Here is a 22,576-nt window from a genome sequence, read left to right on the forward strand (position 1 = left end):
AGCTCGTTCCTGTGAGCCGGAAGAAAGTTTTCATCAGTGAGTGAGACAACCCACGACGGCACCGTCGCCCCCGGCGTCGGCCTGTCGCCCGACGAGGGTCTTACGGCGGGCGGGCTCGCCGCCCGTTACGGCCTGACCGTGAGCGGCGCCCGCCCCTCCCTCGTCGAGTACGTCCGCCAGCTCTGGGACCGGCGTCACTTCATCCTCGCCTTCTCCCGGGCGAAGCTGACCGCCCAGTACAGCCAGGCGAAGCTCGGCCAGCTGTGGCAGGTGGCCACCCCGCTGCTCAACGCGGCCGTGTACTTCTTCATCTTCGGCATGATCCTCAAGGCGAACCGCGGCCTGGACCACGACGTCTACATCCCGTTCCTGGTCACCGGCGTCTTCGTGTTCACCTTCACGCAGAGCTCGGTGATGGCCGGCGTCCGCGCGATCTCCGGCAACCTCGGCCTGGTCCGCGCGCTGCACTTCCCGCGCGCCTCGCTGCCGATCTCCTTCGCGCTCCAGCAGCTCCAGCAGCTGCTGTACTCGATGATCGTGCTGTTCGCGGTGGCCGCCGCCTTCGGCAGCTACCCGGACCTGTCCTGGCTGCTGATCGTCCCGGCGCTCACCCTGCAGTTCCTGTTCAACACCGGTCTCGCGCTGATCTTCGCCCGCGCCGGCTCCAAGACCCCGGACCTCGCCCAGCTGATGCCGTTCGTGATGCGTACCTGGATGTACGCGTCGGGCGTGATGTTCTCCATCCCGATCTTCCTGGCCGACAAGCCGCAGTGGCTGGCGAACGTCCTGCAGCTGAACCCGGCCGCCATCTACATGGACCTGATGCGCTTCGCCCTCATCGAGGGCTACGGCTCCGAGAACCTTCCCGACCACGCCTGGGCGGTCGCGATCGGCTGGGCGCTGCTGATCGCCCTCGGCGGCTTCGTGTACTTCTGGAAGGCGGAGGAGAGGTACGGCCGTGGCTGAGCCGCAGGAGGAACGCATCCCGACGGTCATCGCCGACGAACTGCACATCGTCTACCGCGTGCACGGCGCCAAGACCGGCAAGGGCAGCGCCACGTCCGCCCTCAGCCGCATCGTCAAGCGCGGCGACGAGCGGGGCGTCCGCAAGGTGCACGCCGTCAGGGGCGTCTCCTTCGTCGCCTACCGCGGCGAGGCCATCGGCCTCATCGGCTCCAACGGCTCCGGCAAGTCGACCCTGCTGCGCGCCATCGCCGGGCTGCTCCCGGCGGAGAGCGGCCGCGTCTACACCAACGGCCAGCCGTCCCTGCTCGGCGTCAACGCGGCCCTCATGAACGACCTCACGGGCGAGCGGAACGTCATCCTGGGCGGGCTCGCCATGGGTATGACCCGCGAGCAGGTCAGGGAGCGCTATCAGTCGATCGTCGACTTCTCCGGCATCAACGAGAAGGGCGACTTCATCACCCTCCCCATGCGTACCTACTCCTCCGGCATGGCGGCCCGCCTCCGCTTCTCCATCGCCGCCGCCAAGGACCACGACGTCCTGATGATCGACGAGGCGCTGGCCACCGGTGACCGCAAGTTCCAGATCCGCTCCGAGGAGCGCATCCGTGAGCTGCGCAAGGAGGCCGGCACGGTGTTTCTCGTCAGTCACAGCAACAAGTCGATCCGGGACACCTGTGACCGCGTCCTTTGGCTGGAACGCGGCGAGCTGCGCCTGGACGGGCCTACCGAAGAGGTCCTCAAGGAGTACGAGAAGTTCACGGGCAAGTAGTCCACCCGGCCCTGGACGCAACTGCCAGGCCGGATCGCAGGGCCCCGCCGCAACCTTCGCGGCGGGGCCCCGCGTCTGCAAAGGAAACGTCAACTCGGCTTGCCCTTAGGAATCTTGACGCCAATCGGTGTGTTGTTGTGATGTGCAGGACACCCCAGGGGAGCTCGCTGCGTTGTACAACGTAAGCTGTACCGGTCCCGAAACGCGGCAAAGTGGGGCGATAATGCGCGACACCCACAAGCGGGACAGCCGTGCGGACGGCCGGGCGGCGTGTCCGAAATAGTGTGTATTGGGTCTGCGGTGTAGAACGGGAGATGTGACGGCAATGGCTACGGAAACTCCCCAGCTCAGCGCAGCTGCCTGTGCCGTCCTTGCCGCGGGCGGCCGGCGGTGACGGGAACCGGTACGTCGCGCGCCGGTGATCCGGAGCGCGGCACGCTCGACAAGGCCGCGAGCGAGAACTTCCCCGTGGCACCCTTCTTCCTGCCCAAAGCCTGGCGCGACGACCTCATGGCCGTGTACGGCTTCGCCCGCCTCGTCGACGACATCGGCGACGGCGACCTGGCCCCCGGCGGCGCCGACGCCGGGCTGCTCGGCGTGTCGCCCCAGGACGCCGATGACCGGCTGCTCATGCTGGACGCCTTCGAGACCGACCTGAACAGGGTCTTCTCCGGCCGGCCCCGGCACCCGCTGCTGCGCCGTCTCCAGCCGACGGTCCGCCGCCGCTCACTCACCCCCGAGCCCTTCCTGGGCCTGATCGCCGCCAACCGCCAGGACCAGGTCGTCAGCCGCTACGAGACCTACGACGACCTGCTTGCCTACTGCGAACTCTCCGCCAACCCGGTCGGCCGCCTGGTCCTCTCCGTGACCGGCACCTCGACCCCCGAGCGGATCCGGCTCTCCGACGCGGTCTGCACGGCACTCCAGATCGTCGAACACCTTCAGGACGTGGCCGAGGACCTCGGCCGCGACCGTATCTACCTGCCCGCCGAGGACATGAAACAGTTCCATGTTCAAGAGGCGGATCTCGCCACGAAAACCACGGGCGCATCGGTGCGCGCACTGGTTGCATACGAATCAGAACGAGCCCGCAATCTCCTGAATGAAGGCGCCCCCCTGGTGGGTAGCGTCCACGGCAGGTTGAAGCTGCTGCTCGCGGGATTCGTGGCGGGGGGAAGGGCGGCGATCCGTGCAATCGCCGCCGCCGAATACGACGTACTTCCCGGCCCGCCCAAGCCCGGCAGGATCCAGTTGCTGCGCGAGGTGGGCGTGACTCTGCGAGGAGAGGGGTGATCCGGACCGTGGAGTCGGAACAACATGTGTCCGCACCGGTACTCGCCGCCTACAGCTACTGCGAGGCCGTCACCGGACAGCAGGCCCGTAACTTCGCGTACGGCATCAGACTGCTGCCGACGCCCAAGCGCCGGGCCATGTCGGCGCTCTACGCGTTCTCCAGGCGTGTCGACGACATCGGCGACGGCGCGCTGGCGGACGAGGTCAAGGCCGCGAGACTCGAGGACACCCGGGCGCTGCTGACCCGTGTGCGCGAGGGCGCGGTCGCCGAGGACGACATCGATCCCGTCGCGGTCGCCCTCGCCCATGCCGCGGAGGTCTTCCCGATCCCGCTCGGCGGCCTGGACGAGCTGATCGACGGCGTGCTGATGGACGTCCGCGGCGAGACCTATGAAACCTGGGACGACCTGAAGGTCTACTGCCGCTGTGTCGCGGGCGCCATCGGACGCCTCTCGCTCGGCGTGTTCGGCACGGAACCGGGGGCCCGCGGCGCCGAGCGCGCCTCCGAGTACGCCGACACCCTCGGGCTCGCGCTCCAGCTCACCAACATCCTCAGAGACGTCCGCGAGGACGCCGAGGGCGGCCGCACCTATCTGCCCTCCGACGACCTGGCGAAATTCGGGTGCTCGGCCGGCTTCAACGGCCCGACCCCACCGGAGGGCTCCGACTTCGCGGGCCTCGTGCACTTCGAAGTGCGACGGGCCCGCGCCCTTTTCGCCGAGGGCTACCGGCTGCTCCCCATGCTCGACCGGCGCAGTGGCGCCTGCGTCGCCGCCATGGCCGGCATCTACCGTCGCCTGCTCGACCGCATCGAGCGCGACCCCGAGGCCGTGCTGCGCGGCCGGGTCTCACTGCCCGGGCGGGAGAAGGCGTACGTCGCCGTCCGCGGCCTGTCCGGCCTCGACACCCGGCATGTGACGCGGAGGACCGTCAGGAGGCGCGCCTGATGGACGCGGGCCCGATGGACGCTTGCCGATTGGACAAAAGGGTCCAAGGTGATTCCACTGCCGAAATGCGGCACGCAACCCTCCGCCCGGAGACCGCGTCCCTGACTGCAACGGCCTGCCGTGCACGGTTCAACCACGGCGGTCGCGCAGGGGAGGGCGCACGATGAGCGACGGCACACAGTCGGAGGGACCGGCCGCCGACGTCCCGGGACGAGGCGGGCGGGACGCCGTCGTGATCGGCGGCGGGCTCGCCGGCATCACCGCGGCACTCGCGCTCGCCGACGCGGGCGTCCGCGTCACCCTGATCGAGGGCAGGCCGAGACTGGGTGGCCTCGCCTTCTCCTTCCAGCGCGGCGAACTGACCGTCGACAACGGTCAGCACGTGTACCTGCGCTGCTGCACCGCCTACCGCTGGTTCCTCGACCGCATCGAGGGGACGGCGCTGGCGCCGCTGCAGGATCGTCTCGACGTGCCCGTTCTCGACGTCGACAAGCCCGAGGGGCGGCGCCTTGGACGCCTGCGGCGCGACGCGCTGCCGGTGCCGCTGCACCTGGGACGCAGCCTCGCCACGTATCCGCACCTCTCGCTCGCCGAGCGGGCCAAGGTGGGGCGTGCCGCGCTCGCGCTCAAGGGCCTGGACCTCGCCGATCCGAACCTGGACACGCAGGACTTCGGCAGCTGGCTGACCGCGCACGGTCAGTCGGCGCGTGCCGTCGAGGCCCTGTGGGACCTGGTCGGGGTCGCCACCCTCAACGCGGTCGCGGGCGACTCCTCGCTGGGGCTCGCCGCGATGGTGTTCAAGACCGGTCTGCTGTCCGACCCGGGCGCGGCCGACATCGGATGGGCGCACGTCCCGCTGGGTGAACTGCATGACCGGCTCGCCCGCAAGGCGCTCGACTCCGTGGGCGTGCGTACCGAGGTCCGTACACGCGTCACCTCCATCTCTACTGACGAAAACGGGCGTTGGACCGTTCAGGTTCCCGGCGAGACCCTCGCCGCGGACGCCGTGGTGCTCGCCGTACCCCAGCGCGAGGCCCACGACCTGCTGCCGGACGGTGCGCTCGACGCCCCCGAAAATCTTCTGGAGATCGGTACCGCGCCGATCCTCAACGTCCATGTCGTCTACGACCGCAAGGTGTTGGACAAACCGTTCTTCGCGGCTCTCGGAACCCCGGTCCAGTGGGTTTTCGACCGCACCGACGCCTCCGGCCTGCGTGCGGGCCAGTACCTGGCGCTGTCCCAGTCGGCCGCCCATGACGAGATCGACGAGCCGGTCGCCGCGCTGCGCGAGCGCTATCTGCCCGAGCTGGAGCGGCTGCTGCCGGGCACGCGCGGTGCCGAGGTGAAGGACTTCTTCGTGACCAGGGAGCGCACGGCGACGTTCGCTCCGACCCCCGGCGTCGGACGGCTGCGGCCCGGCGCCCGTACGAAAGCCCCCGGCCTCTACCTGGCCGGAGCGTGGACCGCCACAGGGTGGCCCGCGACCATGGAGAGTGCGGTCCGCAGTGGTGTGAGTGCGGCGGACGCCGCGCTGAGCGCCCTGGGCCGGCCCCGCCCGAGTCACCTCTTCGACTTCGAGGAGGCGGCGTGATGCTCGATCAGCACGCGGAAGGCCCCCGCACCCCCGGTACCGCAACAAGAGGAGAGACTGTGCCCACTGTGCCCCCGGCCGAGACGGCTGCCGACGCGGTGGACGTGACCGCGCTCCTGGAGCGCGGCCGGACCCTTGCCACACCGGTACTGCGGGCGGCCGTCGACCGCCTGGCCCCTCCCATGGACACCGTTTCCGCCTACCACTTCGGCTGGATCGACGCCGAGGGCAACCCCGCCGCCGGTGACGGCGGCAAGGCCGTGCGCCCCGCCCTCGCGGTCCTGTCCGCCGAGGTCACCGGCGCCGCCCCCGAGGTCGGCATCCCGGGCGCCGTAGCCGTCGAGCTCGTCCACAACTTCTCCCTGCTGCACGACGACCTGATGGACGGCGACGAACAGCGCCGCCACCGTGACACCGTCTGGAAGGTGCACGGCCCCGCCCAGGCGATCCTGGTCGGCGACGCCCTGTTCGCCCTGGCCAACGAGGTGCTCCTGGAGCTCGGGTCGGTCGAGGCCGGCCGTGCCACCCGCCGGCTGACCAGCGCCACCCGCGCCTTGATCGACGGCCAGGCGCAGGACATCTCCTACGAGCACCGCGACCGCGTCAGCGTCGAGGAGTGCCTGGAGATGGAGGGCAACAAGACCGGCGCCCTGCTCGCCTGCGCCTCCTCCATCGGCGCGGTCCTCGGCGGCGCGGACGACCGCACCGCCGACACCCTGGAGAAGTACGGCTACCACCTGGGCCTGGCCTTCCAGGCCGTCGACGACCTCCTCGGCATCTGGGGCGACCCGGTCTCCACCGGCAAGCAGACCTGGAGCGACCTGCGCCAGCGCAAGAAGTCCCTGCCGGTCGTGGCCGCGCTCGCGGCGGACGGTCCCGCCGCCGAGCGGCTCGGCGAGCTCCTCGCCGCCGACGCCGAGAGCAGCGACTTCGAGAACTTCTCCGAGGAGGAGTTCGCGGCCCGCGCCGCCCTCATCGAGAAGGCGGGCGGCCGCGAATGGACGGCCGGGGAAGCGCGCCGTCAGCACACCATCGCCATCGAGGCCCTCGACGCCATCGACATGCCCGACCGGGTGCGGGCTCAGTTCGCGGCGCTCGCCGACTTCGTCGTCGTACGAAAGAGATGATCACTATCGGTCGAATAGCCCTCGCGTAGTCGCCGGCCGGTGTCGCGGGAACACGAGCACCGGCCGACGGCGGACCCACAGCAGCACGACTCGCACGACTGCACTAAGGGGAAGCCATGACAGCGACGACCGACGGAAGCACCGGGGCCCTGCCGCCCCGGGCTGCCGCGGCCAGCGAAACCGACAGCACGAGCCCCGTGGCGGCGGGGGTGCACGACGCCGCCGTACGCGCAGCACGACGCTCCACCGAATTCCTGCTGTCGCGGCAGGACGCCCAGGGCTGGTGGAAGGGCGACCTCGAAACCAACGTCACCATGGACGCCGAGGACCTGCTGCTGCGGCAGTTCCTGGGCATCCTCGACGAGACCACCGCGCAGGGCGCCGCGCTGTTCATCCGCGGCCGGCAGCGCGAGGACGGGACCTGGGCCAGTTTCTACGGCGGCCCGGGCGAACTCTCCACCACCATCGAGGCGTACGTCGCCCTGCGGCTGGCCGGCGACGAGCCGGACGCCCCGCACATGGCGAAGGCCTCGGCGTGGATCCGCGAGCGGGGCGGCATCGCCTCGGCACGTGTCTTCACCCGGATCTGGCTCGCGCTGTTCGGCTGGTGGAAGTGGGAGGACCTGCCCGAACTCCCGCCGGAGCTCATCTACTTCCCCAAGTGGGTCCCGCTCAACATCTACGACTTCGGGTGCTGGGCCCGGCAGACCATCGTCCCGCTGACGATCGTCTCCGCGAAGCGGCCGGTGCGGCCCGCACCCTTCCCGCTCGACGAGCTGCACACCGACCCGGACAACCCGAATCCGCCCAAGCCCCTTGCCCCGGCGGCCAGTTGGGACGGCGCCTTCCAGCGTCTCGACAAGGCACTGCACCAGCTGCGCAAGGTCGTACCACGCAGGTTGCGCAGGTCGGCGATGAACTCCGCGGCCCGCTGGATCATCGAGCGACAGGAGAACGACGGCTGCTGGGGCGGCATCCAGCCGCCTGCCGTGTACTCGGTGATCGCGCTGTACCTGCTGGGCTACGACCTCGAACACCCGGTCATGCGCGAGGGGTTGGCCTCGCTGGACCGTTTCGCCGTGTGGCGCGAGGACGGGTCCCGGATGATCGAGGCCTGTCAGTCGCCCGTGTGGGACACGTGCCTGGCGACCATCGCGCTCGTCGACGCGGGAGTGCCCGCCGACCATCCGCAGCTCGTCAAGGCGGCGGACTGGATGCTCGGGGAGGAGATCGTCCGGCCCGGCGACTGGGCCGTGAAGCGGCCCCAACTGCCACCTGGTGGCTGGGCGTTCGAATTCCACAACGACAACTACCCCGACATCGACGACACCGCCGAGGTCGTCCTCGCGCTGCGCCGGGTCAGGCACCACGACCCGGAGCGGGTGGACAACGCGATCGGGCGCGGGGTGCGCTGGAACCTCGGCATGCAGTCGAAGAACGGGGCCTGGGGCGCCTTCGACGTCGACAACACCAGCCCCTTCCCCAACCGGCTGCCGTTCTGCGACTTCGGCGAGGTCATCGACCCGCCGTCCGCCGACGTGACGGCACACGTGGTGGAGATGCTGGCCGTCGAGGGCCTCTCGCACGACCCGCGCACCCGGCGCGGCATCGAGTGGCTCCTTGCCGAACAGGAGCCGGACGGCTCGTGGTTCGGACGCTGGGGCGTCAACTACGTCTACGGCACCGGATCCGTCGTACCCGCCCTCGTCGCGGCCGGATTCCCCGGCTCGCACCCGGCGATCCGGCGGGCCGTCAGCTGGCTGGAGTCGGTCCAGAACGACGACGGCGGCTGGGGCGAGGACCTGCGCTCCTACAAGGACGTCAAGCAGTGGAGCGGCAAGGGCGCCTCCACCGCCTCGCAGACCGCGTGGGCGCTGATGGCGCTGCTTGCGGCCGGGGAGAAGGACTCCAAGGCCGTCGAGCGCGGCGTCGAGTGGCTCGCGGCCACCCAGCTCGAGGACGGCTCCTGGGACGAGCCGTACTTCACCGGCACCGGCTTCCCCTGGGACTTCTCGATCAACTACCACCTCTACCGGCAGGTGTTCCCGCTCACCGCGCTGGGCCGGTACGTCAACGGCGAGCCCTTCGCCACGAAGGCGAAGCCCCTCGCCGAGGTCAAGGAGGGCTGATGAATACCCAGCCCGCCCCGGCCCCGCTGCTGATCGCCTGCGCGCTCGGCATCGAGCACCTCGCCCTGCGCACCGGCGACCGCGGCGGTGCCGGCGGGCCCGTCACCGTGCTCCGCACCGGCATGGGGCCCAGGGCGGCCGAGCGCTCGGTCACCCGGGTCCTCGCCGACCCCGCGCTGCACGAGGCCGCCGTGCTGGCCACCGGCTTCTGCGCGGGACTCGCCCCCGGCATGCACCCCGGCGACCTCGTGGTCGCCGAGGAGACCCGGGACCCGGACGGAACCGTTCCGTGCGTGGGAACCGACCTACTCGTCAAGGAGCTGGTACGGGCCGTGCCCGGGCGCACCGTGCACACCGGACCGCTCACCGGCTCCGATCACGTCGTCCGCGGTCAGGAACGGTCGGACCTGCTCGCGACCGGCGCAATCGCGGTCGACATGGAATCCGCGGCGACGCTCCTGAGCGCCGTACGCACCGGTGAGCGCCCCGTTGCGGCCGTACGGGTGGTCGTGGACGCTCCTGAACATGAACTCGTCCGGATCGGCACGGTCCGCGGTGGAATATCAGCCTTCCGCGTCCTTCGTTCCGTACTTCCAGCTTTCTTCGAATGGCACCGTTCTTTGCTGCTCCCCAGGAGGTGAGCCAGATGGCCATGCCGCTGCGTCAGTCCATCAAGGTCGCTACATACTTGGCCGAACAGAAGCTCCGCAAGCGGGACAAGTTCCCGCTGATCGTGGAGCTGGAACCTCTCTTCGCATGCAACCTCAAGTGCGAGGGCTGCGGCAAGATCCAGCATCCGGCGGGCGTGCTCAAGCAGCGCATGCCGGTGGCGCAGGCCGTCGGGGCGGTCCTCGAGTCCGGTGCGCCGATGGTGTCCATCGCGGGCGGTGAGCCCCTGATGCACCCTCAGATCGACGAGATCGTGCGGCAGTTGGTGGCGAAGAAGAAGTACGTCTTCCTCTGCACCAACGCCATGCTGCTGCGCAAGAAGATGGACAAGTTCAAGCCCTCCCCGTACTTCGCCTTCGCGGTGCACATCGACGGGCTGCGCGAGCGGCACGACGAGTCCGTCGCGAAGGAGGGCGTGTTCGACGAGGCCGTGGAGGCGATCAAGGAGGCCAAGCGGCGCGGCTTCCGGGTCACCACCAACTCGACCTTCTTCAACACGGACACCCCGCAGACGATCATCGAGGTGCTCAACTTCCTCAATGACGACCTGCACGTGGACGAGATGATGATCTCGCCCGCCTACGCCTACGAGAAGGCCCCCGACCAGGAGCACTTCCTCGGCGTCGAGCAGACCCGCGAACTGTTCAAGAAGGCCTTCGCGGGCGGCAACCGCAAGAAGTGGCGGCTCAACCACTCGCCCCTGTTCCTCGACTTCCTCGAGGGCAAGGTCGACTTCCCGTGCACCGCCTGGGCGATCCCCAACTACTCGCTCTTCGGCTGGCAGCGCCCCTGCTACCTGATGAGCGACGGGTACGTGCCGACGTACCGCGAACTGATCGAGGAGACCGACTGGGACAAGTACGGCCGTGGCAAGGACCCGCGCTGCGCCAACTGCATGGCGCACTGCGGCTACGAGCCCACCGCCGTCCTCGCCACCATGGGGTCGCTGAAGGAGTCCCTGCGCGCGATGCGCGAGACGGTCTCCGGGAACCGGGAGTGACGTCGTGACCGCCATTTCCCTGGGCGTCCCCGAGGTTCCGGCCCGGCCGGTCGCCGAGCGGCGCGTGTCCCGGCAGATCCAGGTCGGGCCGGTGGCGGTCGGCGGCGGGGCGCCGGTGTCGGTGCAGTCGATGACGACGACCCGTACGTCGGACATCGGCGCGACCCTTCAGCAGATCGCCGAACTCACCGCGTCCGGCTGCCAGATCGTCCGCGTCGCCTGCCCCACACAGGACGACGCGGACGCGCTGGCGACCATCGCGCGCAAGTCCCAGATCCCGGTGATCGCGGACATCCATTTCCAGCCGAAGTACGTGTTCGCCGCGATCGAGGCCGGGTGTGCGGCGGTCCGCGTGAACCCGGGCAACATCAAGCAGTTCGACGACAAGGTGAAGGAGATCGCGCGGGCCGCCAAGGAGCACGGCACCCCGATCCGCATCGGGGTCAACGCCGGCTCGCTGGACCGCCGCCTGCTCCAGAAGTACGGCAAGGCGACCCCTGAGGCCCTCGTCGAGAGCGCGCTGTGGGAGGCGTCGCTCTTCGAGGAGCACGACTTCCGGGACATCAAGATCTCGGTGAAGCACAACGACCCGGTCGTGATGATCGAGGCGTACAAGCAGCTCGCGGCCCAGTGCGACTACCCGCTGCACCTCGGCGTGACCGAAGCCGGCCCGGCCTTCCAAGGCACGATCAAGTCGGCCGTCGCCTTCGGGGCGCTGCTCTCGCAGGGCATCGGCGACACGATCCGGGTCTCGCTGTCCGCGCCTCCCGCCGAGGAGGTCAAGGTCGGCCTCCAGATCCTGGAGTCGCTCAACCTCAAGCAGCGGCGGCTGGAGATCGTGTCGTGCCCGTCCTGCGGGCGCGCCCAGGTCGACGTCTACAGGCTGGCCGACGAGGTCACGGCGGGCCTCACCGGCATGGAAGTCCCGTTGCGGGTGGCCGTGATGGGCTGTGTGGTCAACGGCCCGGGCGAGGCGCGGGAGGCGGACCTCGGTGTCGCCTCCGGAAACGGTAAGGGGCAGATCTTCGTGAAGGGCGAGGTCATCAAGACCGTCCCGGAGTCGAAGATCGTGGAGACCCTGATCGAGGAGGCGATGAAGATCGCCGAACAGATGGAGCAGGACGGCGTCGTGTCGGGGGAGCCGGCCGTCACCGTGAGTTGATCAGCACGGACCGAAGGGGGCCCGAGCGTGACGATTCTGGAGAACATCCGGGGACCACGCGACCTGAAGGCGCTGTCCGAAACGGAACTTCGCGAACTGTCCGAAGAGATCAGGGAGTTCCTGGTGCACGCGGTGGCCAGGACCGGCGGACACCTCGGGCCCAACCTGGGGGTGGTGGAACTCTCCATCGCCCTCCACCGGGTCTTCGAGTCGCCGGTCGACCGCATCGTGTGGGACACCGGCCATCAGAGCTATGTGCACAAGTTGCTGACGGGCCGTCAGGACTTCTCCAAGCTGCGCGGCAAGGGCGGCCTCTCCGGCTACCCCTCGCGCGAGGAGTCCGAGCACGACATCGTCGAGAACAGCCACGCCTCCACGGCGCTCGGCTGGGCCGACGGGCTGGCCAAGGCCCGCCAGGTCCAAGGCGAGAAGGGCCACGTGGTCGCCGTGATCGGCGACGGCGCGCTGACCGGCGGCATGGCCTGGGAGGCGCTCAACAACATCGCGGCCGCCAAGGACCGGCCGCTGATCATCGTCGTCAACGACAACGAGCGCTCGTACGCGCCGACCATCGGAGGGCTCGCCAACCACCTGGCCACCCTGCGCACCACGGACTCGTACGAGAAGGTGCTCGCCTGGGGCAAGGGCGTGCTGCTGCGCACCCCGGTCATCGGCAACACCGTCTACGAGTCGCTGCACGGCGCCAAGAAGGGCTTCAAGGACGCGTTCGCCCCGCAGGGCATGTTCGAGGACCTGGGGCTGAAGTACGTCGGCCCGATCGACGGACATGACATCGGCGCGGTCGAGTCGGCGCTGCGGCGCGCGAAACGTTTCCACGGCCCGGTGCTGATCCACTGCCTCACGGAGAAGGGCCGCGGCTACGAGCCCGCCATCGCCCACGAGGAGGACCACTTCCACACCGTCGGCGTGATGGACCCGCTCACCTGCGAGCCCCTCGCGCCCTCCAACGGGCCTTCCTGGACCTCGGTGTTCGGCGACGAGATCGTCGCGATCGGGGAGGAGCGGGACGACGTCGTGGCGATCACGGCGGCCATGCTGCACCCGGTGGGGCTCGGCAAGTTCGCGGCCCGGTTCCCGGACCGGGTGTGGGACGTGGGCATCGCGGAGCAGCACGCCGCCGTGTCCGCGGCCGGCCTCGCGACCGGCGGGCTGCACCCCGTCGTCGCCGTCTACGCCACCTTCCTCAACCGTGCCTTCGACCAGCTCCTGATGGACGTGGCCCTGCACCGCTGCGGAGTGACGTTCGTCCTGGACCGGGCCGGCGTCACCGGCGTCGACGGGGCCTCCCACAACGGCATGTGGGACATGTCGATCCTCCAGGTCGTACCGGGGCTCAGGATCGCCGCGCCGCGCGACGCCGACCAACTGCGGGCGCAGCTGCGGGAAGCCGTCGCCGTGGACGACGCGCCGACGCTGGTGCGCTTCCCGAAGGAGTCGGTCGGGCCCGAGATCCCGGCGATCGACCGCGTGGGCGGCCTCGACGTCCTGCACCGCGGCGCGGACATGCCCGAGGTGCTGCTCGTGGCCGTCGGCGTGATGGCGCCGGTCTGCCTCCAGGCCGCCGAGCTGCTGGAGGCGCGCGGCATCTCCTGCACGGTCGTCGACCCCCGCTGGGTCAAGCCCGTCGACCCGGCGCTCCCGGGCCTCGCCGCCGAACACCGCCTGGTGGCCGTCGTCGAGGACAACAGCCGCGCGAGTGGCGTGGGAGCCGCGGTGGCGCTGGCTCTCGGAGACGCCGAAGTCGACGTCCCGGTACGGCGGTTCGGCATCCCGGAGCAGTTCCTCGCGCACGCCAAGCGCGGGGAGGTGCTGGCCGACATCGGGCTCACGCCCGTCGAGGTGGCCGGGCGGATCGGCGCGAGCCTGGCCGTCAAGGAGGCCGAAGACACGCTCGCGGTCGAGGAACAGGTGGACGGCACCCTCAAGGAGAAGGCTGAATGACCAAGGAGTTCGACCTCGGCGCACTCCTGGCCGAGCGCGGAGCCGAGCGCTACGAGCTGCACGGGAAGTACCTGAACCACCAACTCCCGCGCATGCTCCACACGATCGGCTTCGACAAGGTCTACGAGCGCGCCGAGGGCGCCCACTTCTGGGACGCGGACGGCAACGACTACCTGGACATGCTCGCCGGGTTCGGGGTGATGGGCCTGGGACGCCACCACCCCGTCGTCCGCAAGGCGCTGCACGACGTCCTCGACGCCGACCTCGCCGACCTCACGCGCTTCGACTGCCAGCCCCTGCCCGGGCTGCTGGCCGAGAAGCTCCTGACGTACAGCCCGCACCTGGACCGCGTGTTCTTCGGCAACAGCGGTACGGAGGCTGTGGAGACGGCGCTGAAGTTCGCCCGGTACGCCACCGGCAGGCCCAGGGTCCTCTACTGCGACCACGCCTTCCACGGCCTGACCACCGGCTCCCTGTCGGTCAACGGCGAGGACGGCTTCCGCGACGGCTTCGCCCCGCTGCTGCCCGACACGGCCGTACCGCTCGGCGATCTCGACGCCCTGGCAAGGGAGTTGAAGAAGGGCGACGTCGCCGCGCTGATCGTCGAGCCGATCCAGGGCAAGGGCGTGCACGAGGCCCCGCCCGGCTATCTCCGCGCTGCCCAGGAACTGCTGCGCAGGCACAAGGCGTTGCTGATCGCCGACGAGGTGCAGACGGGCCTCGGCCGGACCGGCGACTTCTACGCCTACCAGCACGAGGAGGGTGTCGAGCCGGACCTGGTGTGCGTGGCCAAGGCGTTGTCTGGCGGCTATGTCCCGGTCGGCGCCACGCTCGGCAAGGACTGGATCTTCAAGAAGGTCTACTCGTCGATGGACCGGGTCCTGGTCCACTCGGCGAGTTTCGGGGCCAACGCCCAGGCCATGGCGGCCGGGCTCGCGGTCCTGTCGGTCATGGAGAACGAACAGATCGTGGCCAACGCCCGTGCCACCGGCGAGCAGTTGAAGTCCCGGCTCGCCGCGCTGATCGACAAGTACGAGCTGCTCGCCGACGTGCGTGGCCGCGGCCTGATGATCGGCATCGAGTTCGGCAGGCCCAAGTCACTGAAGCTGCGCAGCCGTTGGACCATGCTTCAGGCCGCGCGGAAGGGCCTGTTCGCGCAGATGGTCGTCGTGCCCCTGCTTCAGCGGCACCGGATCCTCACCCAGGTCTCCGGCGACCACCTGGAGGTGATCAAGCTGATCCCGCCGCTGGTCGTCGGCGAGCAGGACGTGGACCGGTTCGTGGACGCCTTCACGGCCGTCATGGACGACGCGCACAGTGGTGGCGGGCTGATGTGGGACTTCAGCAAGACGCTGGTGAAGCAGGCGGTCGCCAACCGCTAGCGACGCGGTCGGGCTTTTGCCTCTGAGGCAAGAAATTTGCCGCAGAGGCAAGGGTCCGGCTGAATGGAGAGCATGAGCTCTCCGGAAGCCGAGTCCGAGCCGCCCGCCGGACCGGACCTGCCCGTCGTCGCGCCACAACTGCGCGCCCTGCGCCGTCGCGCCTCCCTCACCCTGGAGGCCGCGGCCGGCGCCGCCGGGCTGTCACCGGCCCATCTCTCCCGCCTGGAGACCGGACGACGCCAGCCTTCGCTGCCGATGCTGCTCGCCCTCGCCCGTATCTACGGTACGACGGTCTCGGAGCTGCTCGGCGAGACGGTCGCCGACCGGGACGCGGTCGTGCGGGCCGCCGACATGGAACCGACGGCCGCGGGCGGCTGGACCTACTTCCAGGCCGGCGCGCCCGGCCGCGGGATGCAGGCTCTGCGCGTCCACGTACCGCACGGCTCCCAGGGCGACATCGTGCGCGTGCACCCCGGCGAGGAGTGGCTGTACGTCCTGCGCGGACGGCTGCGGCTGCGGCTCGGCGACACCACGCACCGGCTCGGTCCGGGCGACAGCGCGCACTTCGACTCGCTGACCCCGCACCGCATCGCCGCCCAGGATCCCGACGGCGTCGAGCTCCTGTTCGTCCACACCCTGCTACAGAGCCCCACGGCCACACTGTGCCTGGGCCCGATCACCGGAGACACGCCATGAGCGAACGGAACATGGAGGAGAAGTTCCCTCGCGCCCTCTGGGTGCGGCTGATCATCTACATCGCTGTCGGACATCTCTTCGCGGCCTTCGTCTATCTGCTGTTCTCGGTGGGCGCGAAGTAGCCGTAGGGAACCGTTGGGGGCGGGATGCTCGTGGTCGCCGAGGGGTGCCGCGATGAGGGGGGAAGCGACGGCTGATGCAGTGGGCACGAGCACTGGGAACGATCGCGTTGCTGTGCCTGGCCGGGGGGCTCGCCGTGCCGGTGGCCGACGAGTACCACGAGCGACAGACGTACCGGCACGCCTCGGTCTGCCCGGGCGGGCAGGGGAGTGCGGGGAAGCGGGCCGACTGTCTGGTGCCCGGGACCGGGCAGGTCACCGGCAAGACGTCCTGGACGCGCTGCGACTCCTACGGGGATGTCGCCCCCGACAGCTGCACCAGGGGCCACCGCCTGCGGCTCGACATGCGGTTCGCCGGGGAGCGGCGCACCGAGTCGCTCCACGTGGGAGCCGACACCTACCGTCGCGCCGGGCGTGGTGACCGCGCCGAACTGCTCGTCTGGCACGGCGAGGTGGTCCGGCTCACCGTGCGGGGCCACACCGAGCGGCTCGATCCCTATTTCGGCGTGCGCTGGACGCCGCTGGCGTGGCTTGCGGGCGCGTGGTTCGCCCTGGGGGCCGCCGCCGTCGTGGCGCTCGGGTACGTCCGTAGGCTGCGCATCCGCTGGTGGAGCCCCTCGTTGCTCGGGTTCTACTGCTTCCCCGGCGCCGCGGTCGGACTGGTCCTGGAAGGTGTGCTGTTCGACGGCAGACCCGTGTGGGCGTGGATCCTGGCGGCGGTCTGCGCGGCGGTGACCGGAGCCCTCGCGCTCATGAGCCTCCTGACATCCGACCTCCATGTGCGACGCAGGCGGGCCTGAGCGGGCCCGGGTGCCCGTGCAGGCCGGGAACGGCGAAGGGCCCCGGCACTCGACAAGCACCAGGGCCCTTTCCCGCGTCGTCTACTTGTGCGGCTTGGGCTGGTGGGCCTTGAAGCCGCAGTCCTTCACGTCGATCCGGACGACCTGCGGGTCGTGGTCGCTCGCCTGGTCGGCGAACTCGGAGTTGATGTGGACGACGTCGTAGTCGTAGTGGGTGATGGAGGGGCTGGTCAGGATGTGGTCCAGGGTCTGGCTGTTGCCGTCGTAGACGTAGCTGTAGCGCTCGGCCGCCGGGAGGGTGGTGATGAGGTCCGTGAGGACGTCACCGTCGTCCGTGAGGGTCTTCACGGCGTCCGAGAACTCGTAGTCGTTCAGGTCGCCGAGAGCCACGATCTGGGCCTTGGGGTCGGCCGCGAGGAGGGTGTCGACGAAGGCGTTCTCCTCCTCGGCCTGGAGCTTGCGCTGCGTCTCGGACGAGCGGGTCGGCTCCTGGTACCGGCCGTGCATCGGCTGGTCGCCACCCTTGGAGTTGAAGTGGTTGGCGATGACGAAGACGGTCTTGCCCTGGAACCTGAACTCGCCGACCAGGGGCTTGCGGCTGCTGTTCCAGGCGCTGCTGGTGGGGTCGATGCGGCCCGGGGAGGCGGACAGGTGGGCCGCGCCCTTCCGGTCCTTGACCACCGACACGGCCGTGGTGGAGGCGTCACCGGTGGAGGCGCGGTCCACGAAGGAGACACGCTTGGTGTTGAAGAGGAAGACCTGGCGGATGTTGCCGCCGGGCTCGCCGCCGTCCTGGTCGTTGACGGGGTTGATATAGCGCCACGAGTACTTCGGGCCGCCGGCCGCCACGATGGCGTCGGTGAACTTCGTCAGCGTCGCCTCGGCGGAGACGGTGCCGTCGTCGGTGGCGCCGTTGTCGTCCTGGATCTCCTCCAGGGTGACCACGTCCGGCGAGGACAGGTTCGTCACGATGCCCTTGGCCAGCCGGGCGAACTTGTCGTCGCTGTCGGTCGGGTCGAGGTTCTCGACGTTGTAGGTGGCCAGCGCCAGTTCGTCGCCCTTCTGCCGGCGCGTCACCTCCTGCTTGAGCCCGTTGTCGACGGCCGTGCCGGTGGTGGCGGAGGACGGGGCCAGCAGGTAGCCGCCGTAGTCGGAGTAGTCGACCGGGCCGGTGGTGGTGCCGGACAGCTCGTCGCCGACGTTGAGGACGGGCGTGGTGCCGTCGGCCGACACGATCTCGATACGGCCGGTGTTCTGCTGGTCGTAACCGCCGTAGATGGTGCCACCGCGCTTGGTGGGGTTCTCGCCGGGCTTGGCGGTGACGAACATCTCGCCGTAGCTGTTGGTCGGGCCGGTCACCCGCGCGTCGGTGACCGAGGCGCGCATGCCCTCGATGGACTCGTAGAAGTCCTGCGAGTAGACGGTCGGTTGGAGGGTCAGCGCCTCGATGCTGCCGCCGTCGTTCGTCGGCGTGTACGCGTCCGGGATGGTCGAGTCGTTCAGGGCGACCGCGTCCGGGAGGGCGTTGCCGGTGGAGAGGGTGGTGGAGACCGGGCTGCCGAGTTCGGTGACCGACTGGGCGGTGGAGGCCGGGTAGTACTCCGAGACCTTGCCGCTGACCAGCACCGAGTCGCCGACCGAGACGGTGGGGGCGGCGGAGCCGGTGTAGACGAACAGGCCCTCGCTGGTGGCGGGGTCGGAGTCCGGGTTGGGGTCCTGGATCCAGTAGCCCTTGCTGCCGGTGGTGCGGACGGCGGTGACGATGCCGGGGACGCCCACCACGCTCTGGCCCTTGAGGGGCGAGATACGGGTGGTGCCCTGGATGTCGTGGATACGGAACGGACCGGGCGCGGTCGGACCGCCCGTCCCGCCGCCGCTGCTCCCGCCGCTCGCGGTGTCGCCCGCACTGTTGGTCGGGGTGGGCGTACCGGCCGTGAAGTCCGCCGAGTTGTCGTCGGTGTCGGCCAGCGAGGCGGCCCGGGACACGGAGGTGGTGTTGCTCGCCGTCGGCGCGGCGGTGCCCTCGCGGACGACCGCGGTGCCGTAGCCGAGGAGGTCCACGACGTTGGCGTCGCCGGTGCAGTCGGCGATGGTCTTGCAGGTCAGTGCCGTGGTGCCCTTGACCAGGGCCACGGTGCCGCTGCCGGCGGCCATCGCGATGCTGCCGCTCGCGTCGGCGGTCGGCAGCGCGGTGGTGCCGCCGGCGCCCGCGCCCTCGGAGACCAGGTAGTCACCGCCGGCCGGGAGCGAGCCGGTGAGCGGGGTGACCTGCCACAGGGAGCTCGCGGAGGCGGAGGCCGGGAGGTACTGCAGGCTGTAGCCGTCCAGCGGGTAGGCCGCCGTCGAGCGGTTGGCCAGCTCCACGAAGTCGTTGGTGAGCGTCGCCCCGGAGTTGCCTCCGCCGCCGTACGCCTCCGAGATGACGGCACTCGCCGACGGGGTGGCGAACGCGGCCGGCAGCGGCGCGGCGATGACGGCCGCGGTGGCGGTCGCGGCTATGAACGCGGCGCCGGCTGCGCGCGAGGCGCCGGGTCTGTGAATCTGCACGAGGATGACTCCTTCAACGTCCGCCGGAGAAACGGCACATGAGGTGCTATTGCCGGTGGGATCCATGCGATCGGCTGAGGTTACGCGCGTAGAAAATGACGACACAAGGGGCCTGCGGTTAAATCTGTGGGTCCAGTGGGTCTGTGACCATGTGTCAGAGGCCTCACATGACGGAGCCGGCCCCACCGCGGCATCCTCTCCGCGGCACGACCGGCCCTGTGTTTCCGACCCCGACCCGCCCTAGTCGAGCAGTCGCTCCCGCAGCCGCTCCCGGACCTCCGGGGTGGCTCCCAGACCCTGCTCCAGGTAGGTGTCCACGCTGCCCCAGGTCTCCTCGATGGTCTCGAAGGCCGCCGTCAGGTACTCGGCGCGGGCCTCGAAGAGGGGGCTGAGGAGTTCCATGACCTCGGGGGAGTAGCCCGCGGCGGAGGAGCCGCTGCGGCGCACCTGGTAGCGGCGGTGCTTGGCGTTGGACTCCAGGTAGTCGGCGACGATCGCCTCGCGCTCCACGCCGACCGCGAGCAGCGTCACGGCGATGGACAGGCCCGCGCGGTCCTTGCCCGCCGCGCAGTGCATCAGCGCCGGCACGCTGTCCTCGGCCAGCGAGCGCAGTACGCGCGCGTGCTCGCCCGTGCGCTCCTTGATGATCGAGCGGTACGAGACGATCATGCGATTCGCGCCCTTGCCCTCGCCGAGGATCTCCCGCAGCTGCTCGATCTCCCCGTCCCGGACCATCTTCCAGAACTCGGAGCCGTCCGCCGGGTCCGACAGCGGCAGGTTCACGTTCCGCACGCCCGGCAGCTCGACGTCCGGGCCCTCCAGCTTCTGGTCCGCCGCGTTGCGGAAGTCGAAGATCGTGTGCAGCCCAAGGGAGGAGAGGAAGGCGGCGTCGTCCTCCGTCGCGTGCGCGAGATGGCCGCTGCGGAACAGCACGCCGTGCCGCACCCGCCGTCCGTCCACCGTCGGCAGCCCGCCCACGTCACGGAAATTGCGGACACCGGACAGCTCGGGCTCGGTCGACGGTATCTGCTGCGTCACGGGGGCTCCTCCCACTCCGCCCGCCGTCGCCGCTCGCCGACGGGCACGCTCTCGACCATACGACATGGATTCCTGAGGCAATGAGTTGTCCACAGGCGTTGCAGTCCGACCCCACGGCCCTTGATGATGTTGCTGATTGATCGCACCTGTTCGAATGTGTGAGGGCTTGATGCTGGAGATCTCCGACCACGGCCGTACCTGGGTTCTTTCCGGGCCGACCAGCAGTTACGCCGTCCACCTCACCGAGGGCGACGAGCTGCTGCACCTGCACTGGGGGCCGCGGATCGCGCTCGCCGACGCCGAGGCGCTCGCCGTGCGTCCGCTGCCCGACTACTGGCCCTTCGAGTCGCAGCTCGACGGCCGCGAGGAGTACCCGGTCGAGGGCGGCCCCCGCTTCGTCCGCCCGGCCCTCTCCGTGCGCACCGAGGAGCGGCGCGGCACCGAGTGGACCTTCGAGGCGTACGAGGCGGAGGGCGACCAGCTGCGGCTGCGCTTCCGGGACGGCGGGCTGGCCGTCACCCTGCACTACCGGATGCGCCACGACGTCGTGGAGCGCTGGGTCGAGCTCGGCAACGAGGGGCCCGCCCTGGAGCTGCTGCGGGCCGACCCCGCCGCCTGGACCCTGCCCGACCGCGAGGGCTGGCGGCTGTCCCAGCTGCACGGCCGCTGGGCCGCCGAGTCCCTGCTCACCGCCGCCCCGCTGACCTACGGCGAGAAGATCATCGGCAGCCGCCGCGGCCACACCGGACACCAGCACCTGCCCTGGGTCGCCCTCGACACCGACGCCACCGAGGAGCGCGGCGAGGTCTACGGCTGCGCCCTCGGCTGGTCCGGCTCCTGGCGCATCGCGGTGGCGCAACTCCCGGACGCGCGCGTGCAGATCACCGGCGGCGCAGGATACGACGACTCCGGGCTGCTGCGGCTGGAGGCGGGGGAGTCGTACACCAGCCCCGTCTTCGCCGGACTGTGGAGCGACGGCGGTTTCGGGGGCGCCAGCCGGGCCTGGCACGCGTACCAGCGCGCGTACGTGATCCCGGACGCCGAGCGGGACCGTCCGGTGCTGTTCAACTCCTGGGAGGCCACCGAGTTCGACATCTCCGAGGAGCAGCAGGGCACCCTCGCCCGGCGGGCCGCGGCGATCGGCGTCGAGCTCTTCGTCGTCGACGACGGCTGGTTCGGCAAGCGCACCAGCGACCGGGCCGGGCTCGGCGACTGGACGCCCAACCCGGACCGCTTCCCCAAGGGCCTCAAGCCGCTCGCCGACTACGTGCACGCACTCGGCATGCAGTTCGGCATCTGGGTGGAGCCGGAAATGGTCAATCCGGACAGCGACCTCTACCGCGCACACCCCGACTGGGTCCAGTTCCAACCAGGACGAAAGCGGACGGAATTCCGCAATCAGCTCGTGCTGAACCTCGCCCGCGAGGACGTCCAGGAGTACCTCTGGGAGCGGCTCGACACGCTCCTGGCCAGCGCCCCGATCGACTACGTCAAGTGGGACTTCAACCGCTGCTTCACCGACGCCGGCTGGCCCGGCGACGGCTACCCGCAGCGCCTCTGGATCGACCATGTGCGCGCCCTGTACGCCCTGTTGGACCGTTTGCGGGCCGCGCACCCCGGCGTCGCCTTCGAGTCCTGCTCGGGCGGCGGCGGCCGGATCGACCTCGGCGTCATGAGCCGTACCGACCAGGTGTGGACCTCCGACAACACCGACCCGCTCGACCGGCTCGCCATCCAGCACGGCTTCAGCCAGATCCACCCCGCGCGCGTGATGGCCGCCTGGGTCACCGACAGCCCCAACACCCAGCTCAACGGGCGGGTCAGCTCGCTGCGCTTCCGGTTCGTCAGCTCCATGGCCGGCGTGCTCGGGGTCGGCGGGGACCTCACCGAGTGGACCGAGGAGGAGCTCGCCGAGGCGGGTGACTGGGTGGCCCTCTACAAGGAGATCCGGCCCCTCGTGCAGCACGGGGACCTGTACCGGCTGCGGCCTCCCACGGGCGGCCTGAGCGCCGTCCAGTACGTGCGCGGCGGCGAGGCGGTCGTCCTCGCCTGGCTCCAGGCGCAGAGTTACGGCGAACCGGTGCCGGCGCTGCGCCTGCGCGGCCTCGACCCGACAGCCTCGTACGAATGCCTTGAAACGGGCGAAGTGCACAGGGGTGCCGTATTGCTGCATCACGGACTTCGGACCGGACTTCGCGGCGACCTTGATGCGGCAGTCCTCCGTCTGCGCCGCATCTGAGCCTTCTGTCCGAATTGGCGTCTTCATTCCAACTCGCTCTGGAATAAGGAAAGCTGGAGCACAGTCACGTGAGGAGCGTCATATCCGTGACGGTGTGTGCCCCGTCATGTTCACGTAATTCAGGTGCTTCTCATGGGGCT

19 protein-coding genes are annotated in these 22,576 nt (G+C 69.9%); 17 read left to right on the top strand and 2 right to left on the bottom strand.

All coding sequences use genetic code 11. The annotated features are described in order from the left end of the window. The first annotated feature begins 36 nt into the window (after positions 1–36). The 16 genes from ACQEWB_RS42425 (at position 37) to ACQEWB_RS42500 (ending at position 16,612) form a co-directional block, all read left to right on the top strand. Positions 37–966 carry an ABC transporter permease gene (locus ACQEWB_RS42425; RefSeq protein WP_432840940.1) on the top strand — a complete coding sequence of 310 codons (930 nt, stop codon included), beginning with the start codon at positions 37–39 and terminating at the stop codon, positions 964–966. Further along, positions 959–1,735, top strand: a complete 777-nt coding sequence (locus tag ACQEWB_RS42430; RefSeq protein ID WP_432840942.1) for an ABC transporter ATP-binding protein — start codon at positions 959–961, stop codon at positions 1,733–1,735. Before ACQEWB_RS42425 ends, ACQEWB_RS42430 begins: the two co-directional genes overlap by 8 nt. A gap of 390 nt (positions 1,736–2,125) precedes the next feature. Beyond that, positions 2,126–3,028, top strand: a complete 903-nt coding sequence (gene hpnC / locus ACQEWB_RS42435) for a squalene synthase HpnC (protein WP_432840944.1) — start codon at positions 2,126–2,128, stop codon at positions 3,026–3,028. Then, entirely contained in the window at positions 3,025–3,975 is a 951-nt protein-coding gene (hpnD, locus tag ACQEWB_RS42440; RefSeq protein ID WP_432840946.1) for a presqualene diphosphate synthase HpnD, read from the top strand. Before hpnC ends, hpnD begins: the two co-directional genes overlap by 4 nt. 65 nt (positions 3,976–4,040) lie before the next feature. Beyond that, complete coding sequence (locus ACQEWB_RS42445) at positions 4,041–4,142, top strand: DUF6380 family protein (RefSeq protein WP_432840948.1); 102 nt, start codon at positions 4,041–4,043, stop codon at positions 4,140–4,142. Continuing rightward, on the top strand, positions 4,139–5,566 hold the full coding sequence (gene hpnE, locus ACQEWB_RS42450) for a hydroxysqualene dehydroxylase HpnE (protein ID WP_432840950.1): 1,428 nt from the start codon (positions 4,139–4,141) through the stop codon (positions 5,564–5,566). The genes ACQEWB_RS42445 and hpnE overlap by 4 nt, the downstream gene beginning before the upstream one ends. After that, positions 5,566–6,693 (top strand): polyprenyl synthetase family protein, encoded by a 1,128-nt coding sequence (locus tag ACQEWB_RS42455; protein ID WP_432840952.1) that lies wholly within the window; start codon positions 5,566–5,568, stop codon positions 6,691–6,693. Before hpnE ends, ACQEWB_RS42455 begins: the two co-directional genes overlap by 1 nt. Before the next feature lie 116 nt (positions 6,694–6,809). Beyond that, the gene (gene shc / locus ACQEWB_RS42460) at positions 6,810–8,822 is read left to right on the top strand and encodes a squalene--hopene cyclase (protein ID WP_432840954.1); all 2,013 of its coding nucleotides are present in this window, start codon (positions 6,810–6,812) and stop codon (positions 8,820–8,822) included. Next, entirely contained in the window at positions 8,822–9,463 is a 642-nt protein-coding gene (locus tag ACQEWB_RS42465) for a 1-hydroxy-2-methyl-2-butenyl 4-diphosphate reductase (RefSeq protein ID WP_432840956.1), read from the top strand. The genes shc and ACQEWB_RS42465 overlap by 1 nt, the downstream gene beginning before the upstream one ends. Positions 9,464–9,468: 5 nt before the next feature. Then, positions 9,469–10,491: an adenosyl-hopene transferase HpnH gene (gene hpnH / locus ACQEWB_RS42470; protein ID WP_432840958.1), complete on the top strand. Its 1,023-nt coding sequence runs from the start codon at positions 9,469–9,471 to the stop codon at positions 10,489–10,491. A 4-nt stretch (positions 10,492–10,495) separates the two neighbouring features. Then, entirely contained in the window at positions 10,496–11,653 is a 1,158-nt protein-coding gene (gene ispG / locus ACQEWB_RS42475) for a flavodoxin-dependent (E)-4-hydroxy-3-methylbut-2-enyl-diphosphate synthase (protein ID WP_432840960.1), read from the top strand. Between the two features lie 27 nt (positions 11,654–11,680). Then, positions 11,681–13,615, top strand: coding sequence for a 1-deoxy-D-xylulose-5-phosphate synthase (dxs, locus tag ACQEWB_RS42480; protein WP_432840962.1), 1,935 nt, complete (start codon positions 11,681–11,683; stop codon positions 13,613–13,615). After that, the gene (locus tag ACQEWB_RS42485; protein WP_432840964.1) at positions 13,612–14,997 is read left to right on the top strand and encodes an aspartate aminotransferase family protein; all 1,386 of its coding nucleotides are present in this window, start codon (positions 13,612–13,614) and stop codon (positions 14,995–14,997) included. Before dxs ends, ACQEWB_RS42485 begins: the two co-directional genes overlap by 4 nt. A 72-nt stretch (positions 14,998–15,069) precedes the next feature. Next, complete coding sequence (locus ACQEWB_RS42490) at positions 15,070–15,693, top strand: helix-turn-helix domain-containing protein (protein ID WP_432840966.1); 624 nt, start codon at positions 15,070–15,072, stop codon at positions 15,691–15,693. Beyond that, a complete protein-coding gene (locus ACQEWB_RS42495; protein ID WP_432840968.1) occupies positions 15,690–15,815 on the top strand; it encodes a DUF6126 family protein in 126 nt (41 codons plus the stop codon). The genes ACQEWB_RS42490 and ACQEWB_RS42495 overlap by 4 nt, the downstream gene beginning before the upstream one ends. 74 nt (positions 15,816–15,889) lie before the next feature. Beyond that, a complete protein-coding gene (locus ACQEWB_RS42500; protein ID WP_432840970.1) occupies positions 15,890–16,612 on the top strand; it encodes a hypothetical protein in 723 nt (240 codons plus the stop codon). An 81-nt stretch (positions 16,613–16,693) separates the two neighbouring features. On the opposite strand, the gene ACQEWB_RS42505 is transcribed toward ACQEWB_RS42500, so the two are convergent. Together ACQEWB_RS42505 and ACQEWB_RS42510 are read right to left on the bottom strand one after the other, a co-directional pair. Continuing rightward, positions 16,694–19,159 carry an endonuclease/exonuclease/phosphatase family protein gene (locus tag ACQEWB_RS42505; RefSeq protein WP_432840972.1) on the bottom strand — a complete coding sequence of 822 codons (2,466 nt, stop codon included), beginning with the start codon at positions 19,157–19,159 and terminating at the stop codon, positions 16,694–16,696. 240 nt (positions 19,160–19,399) lie between these two features. Beyond that, on the bottom strand, positions 19,400–20,197 hold the full coding sequence (locus ACQEWB_RS42510; protein WP_432840974.1) for a tyrosine-protein phosphatase: 798 nt from the start codon (positions 20,195–20,197) through the stop codon (positions 19,400–19,402). Positions 20,198–20,366: 169 nt separating this feature from the next. Here ACQEWB_RS42510 and ACQEWB_RS42515 point away from each other — a divergent pair, with 169 nt between their 5' ends. Further along, a complete protein-coding gene (locus ACQEWB_RS42515; RefSeq protein WP_432840976.1) occupies positions 20,367–22,436 on the top strand; it encodes an alpha-galactosidase in 2,070 nt (689 codons plus the stop codon). Positions 22,437–22,576 lie beyond the last annotated feature (140 nt).

The organism is Streptomyces sp. CA-249302, assembly GCF_050936785.1.
Lineage (GTDB): Bacteria > Actinomycetota > Actinomycetes > Streptomycetales > Streptomycetaceae > Streptomyces.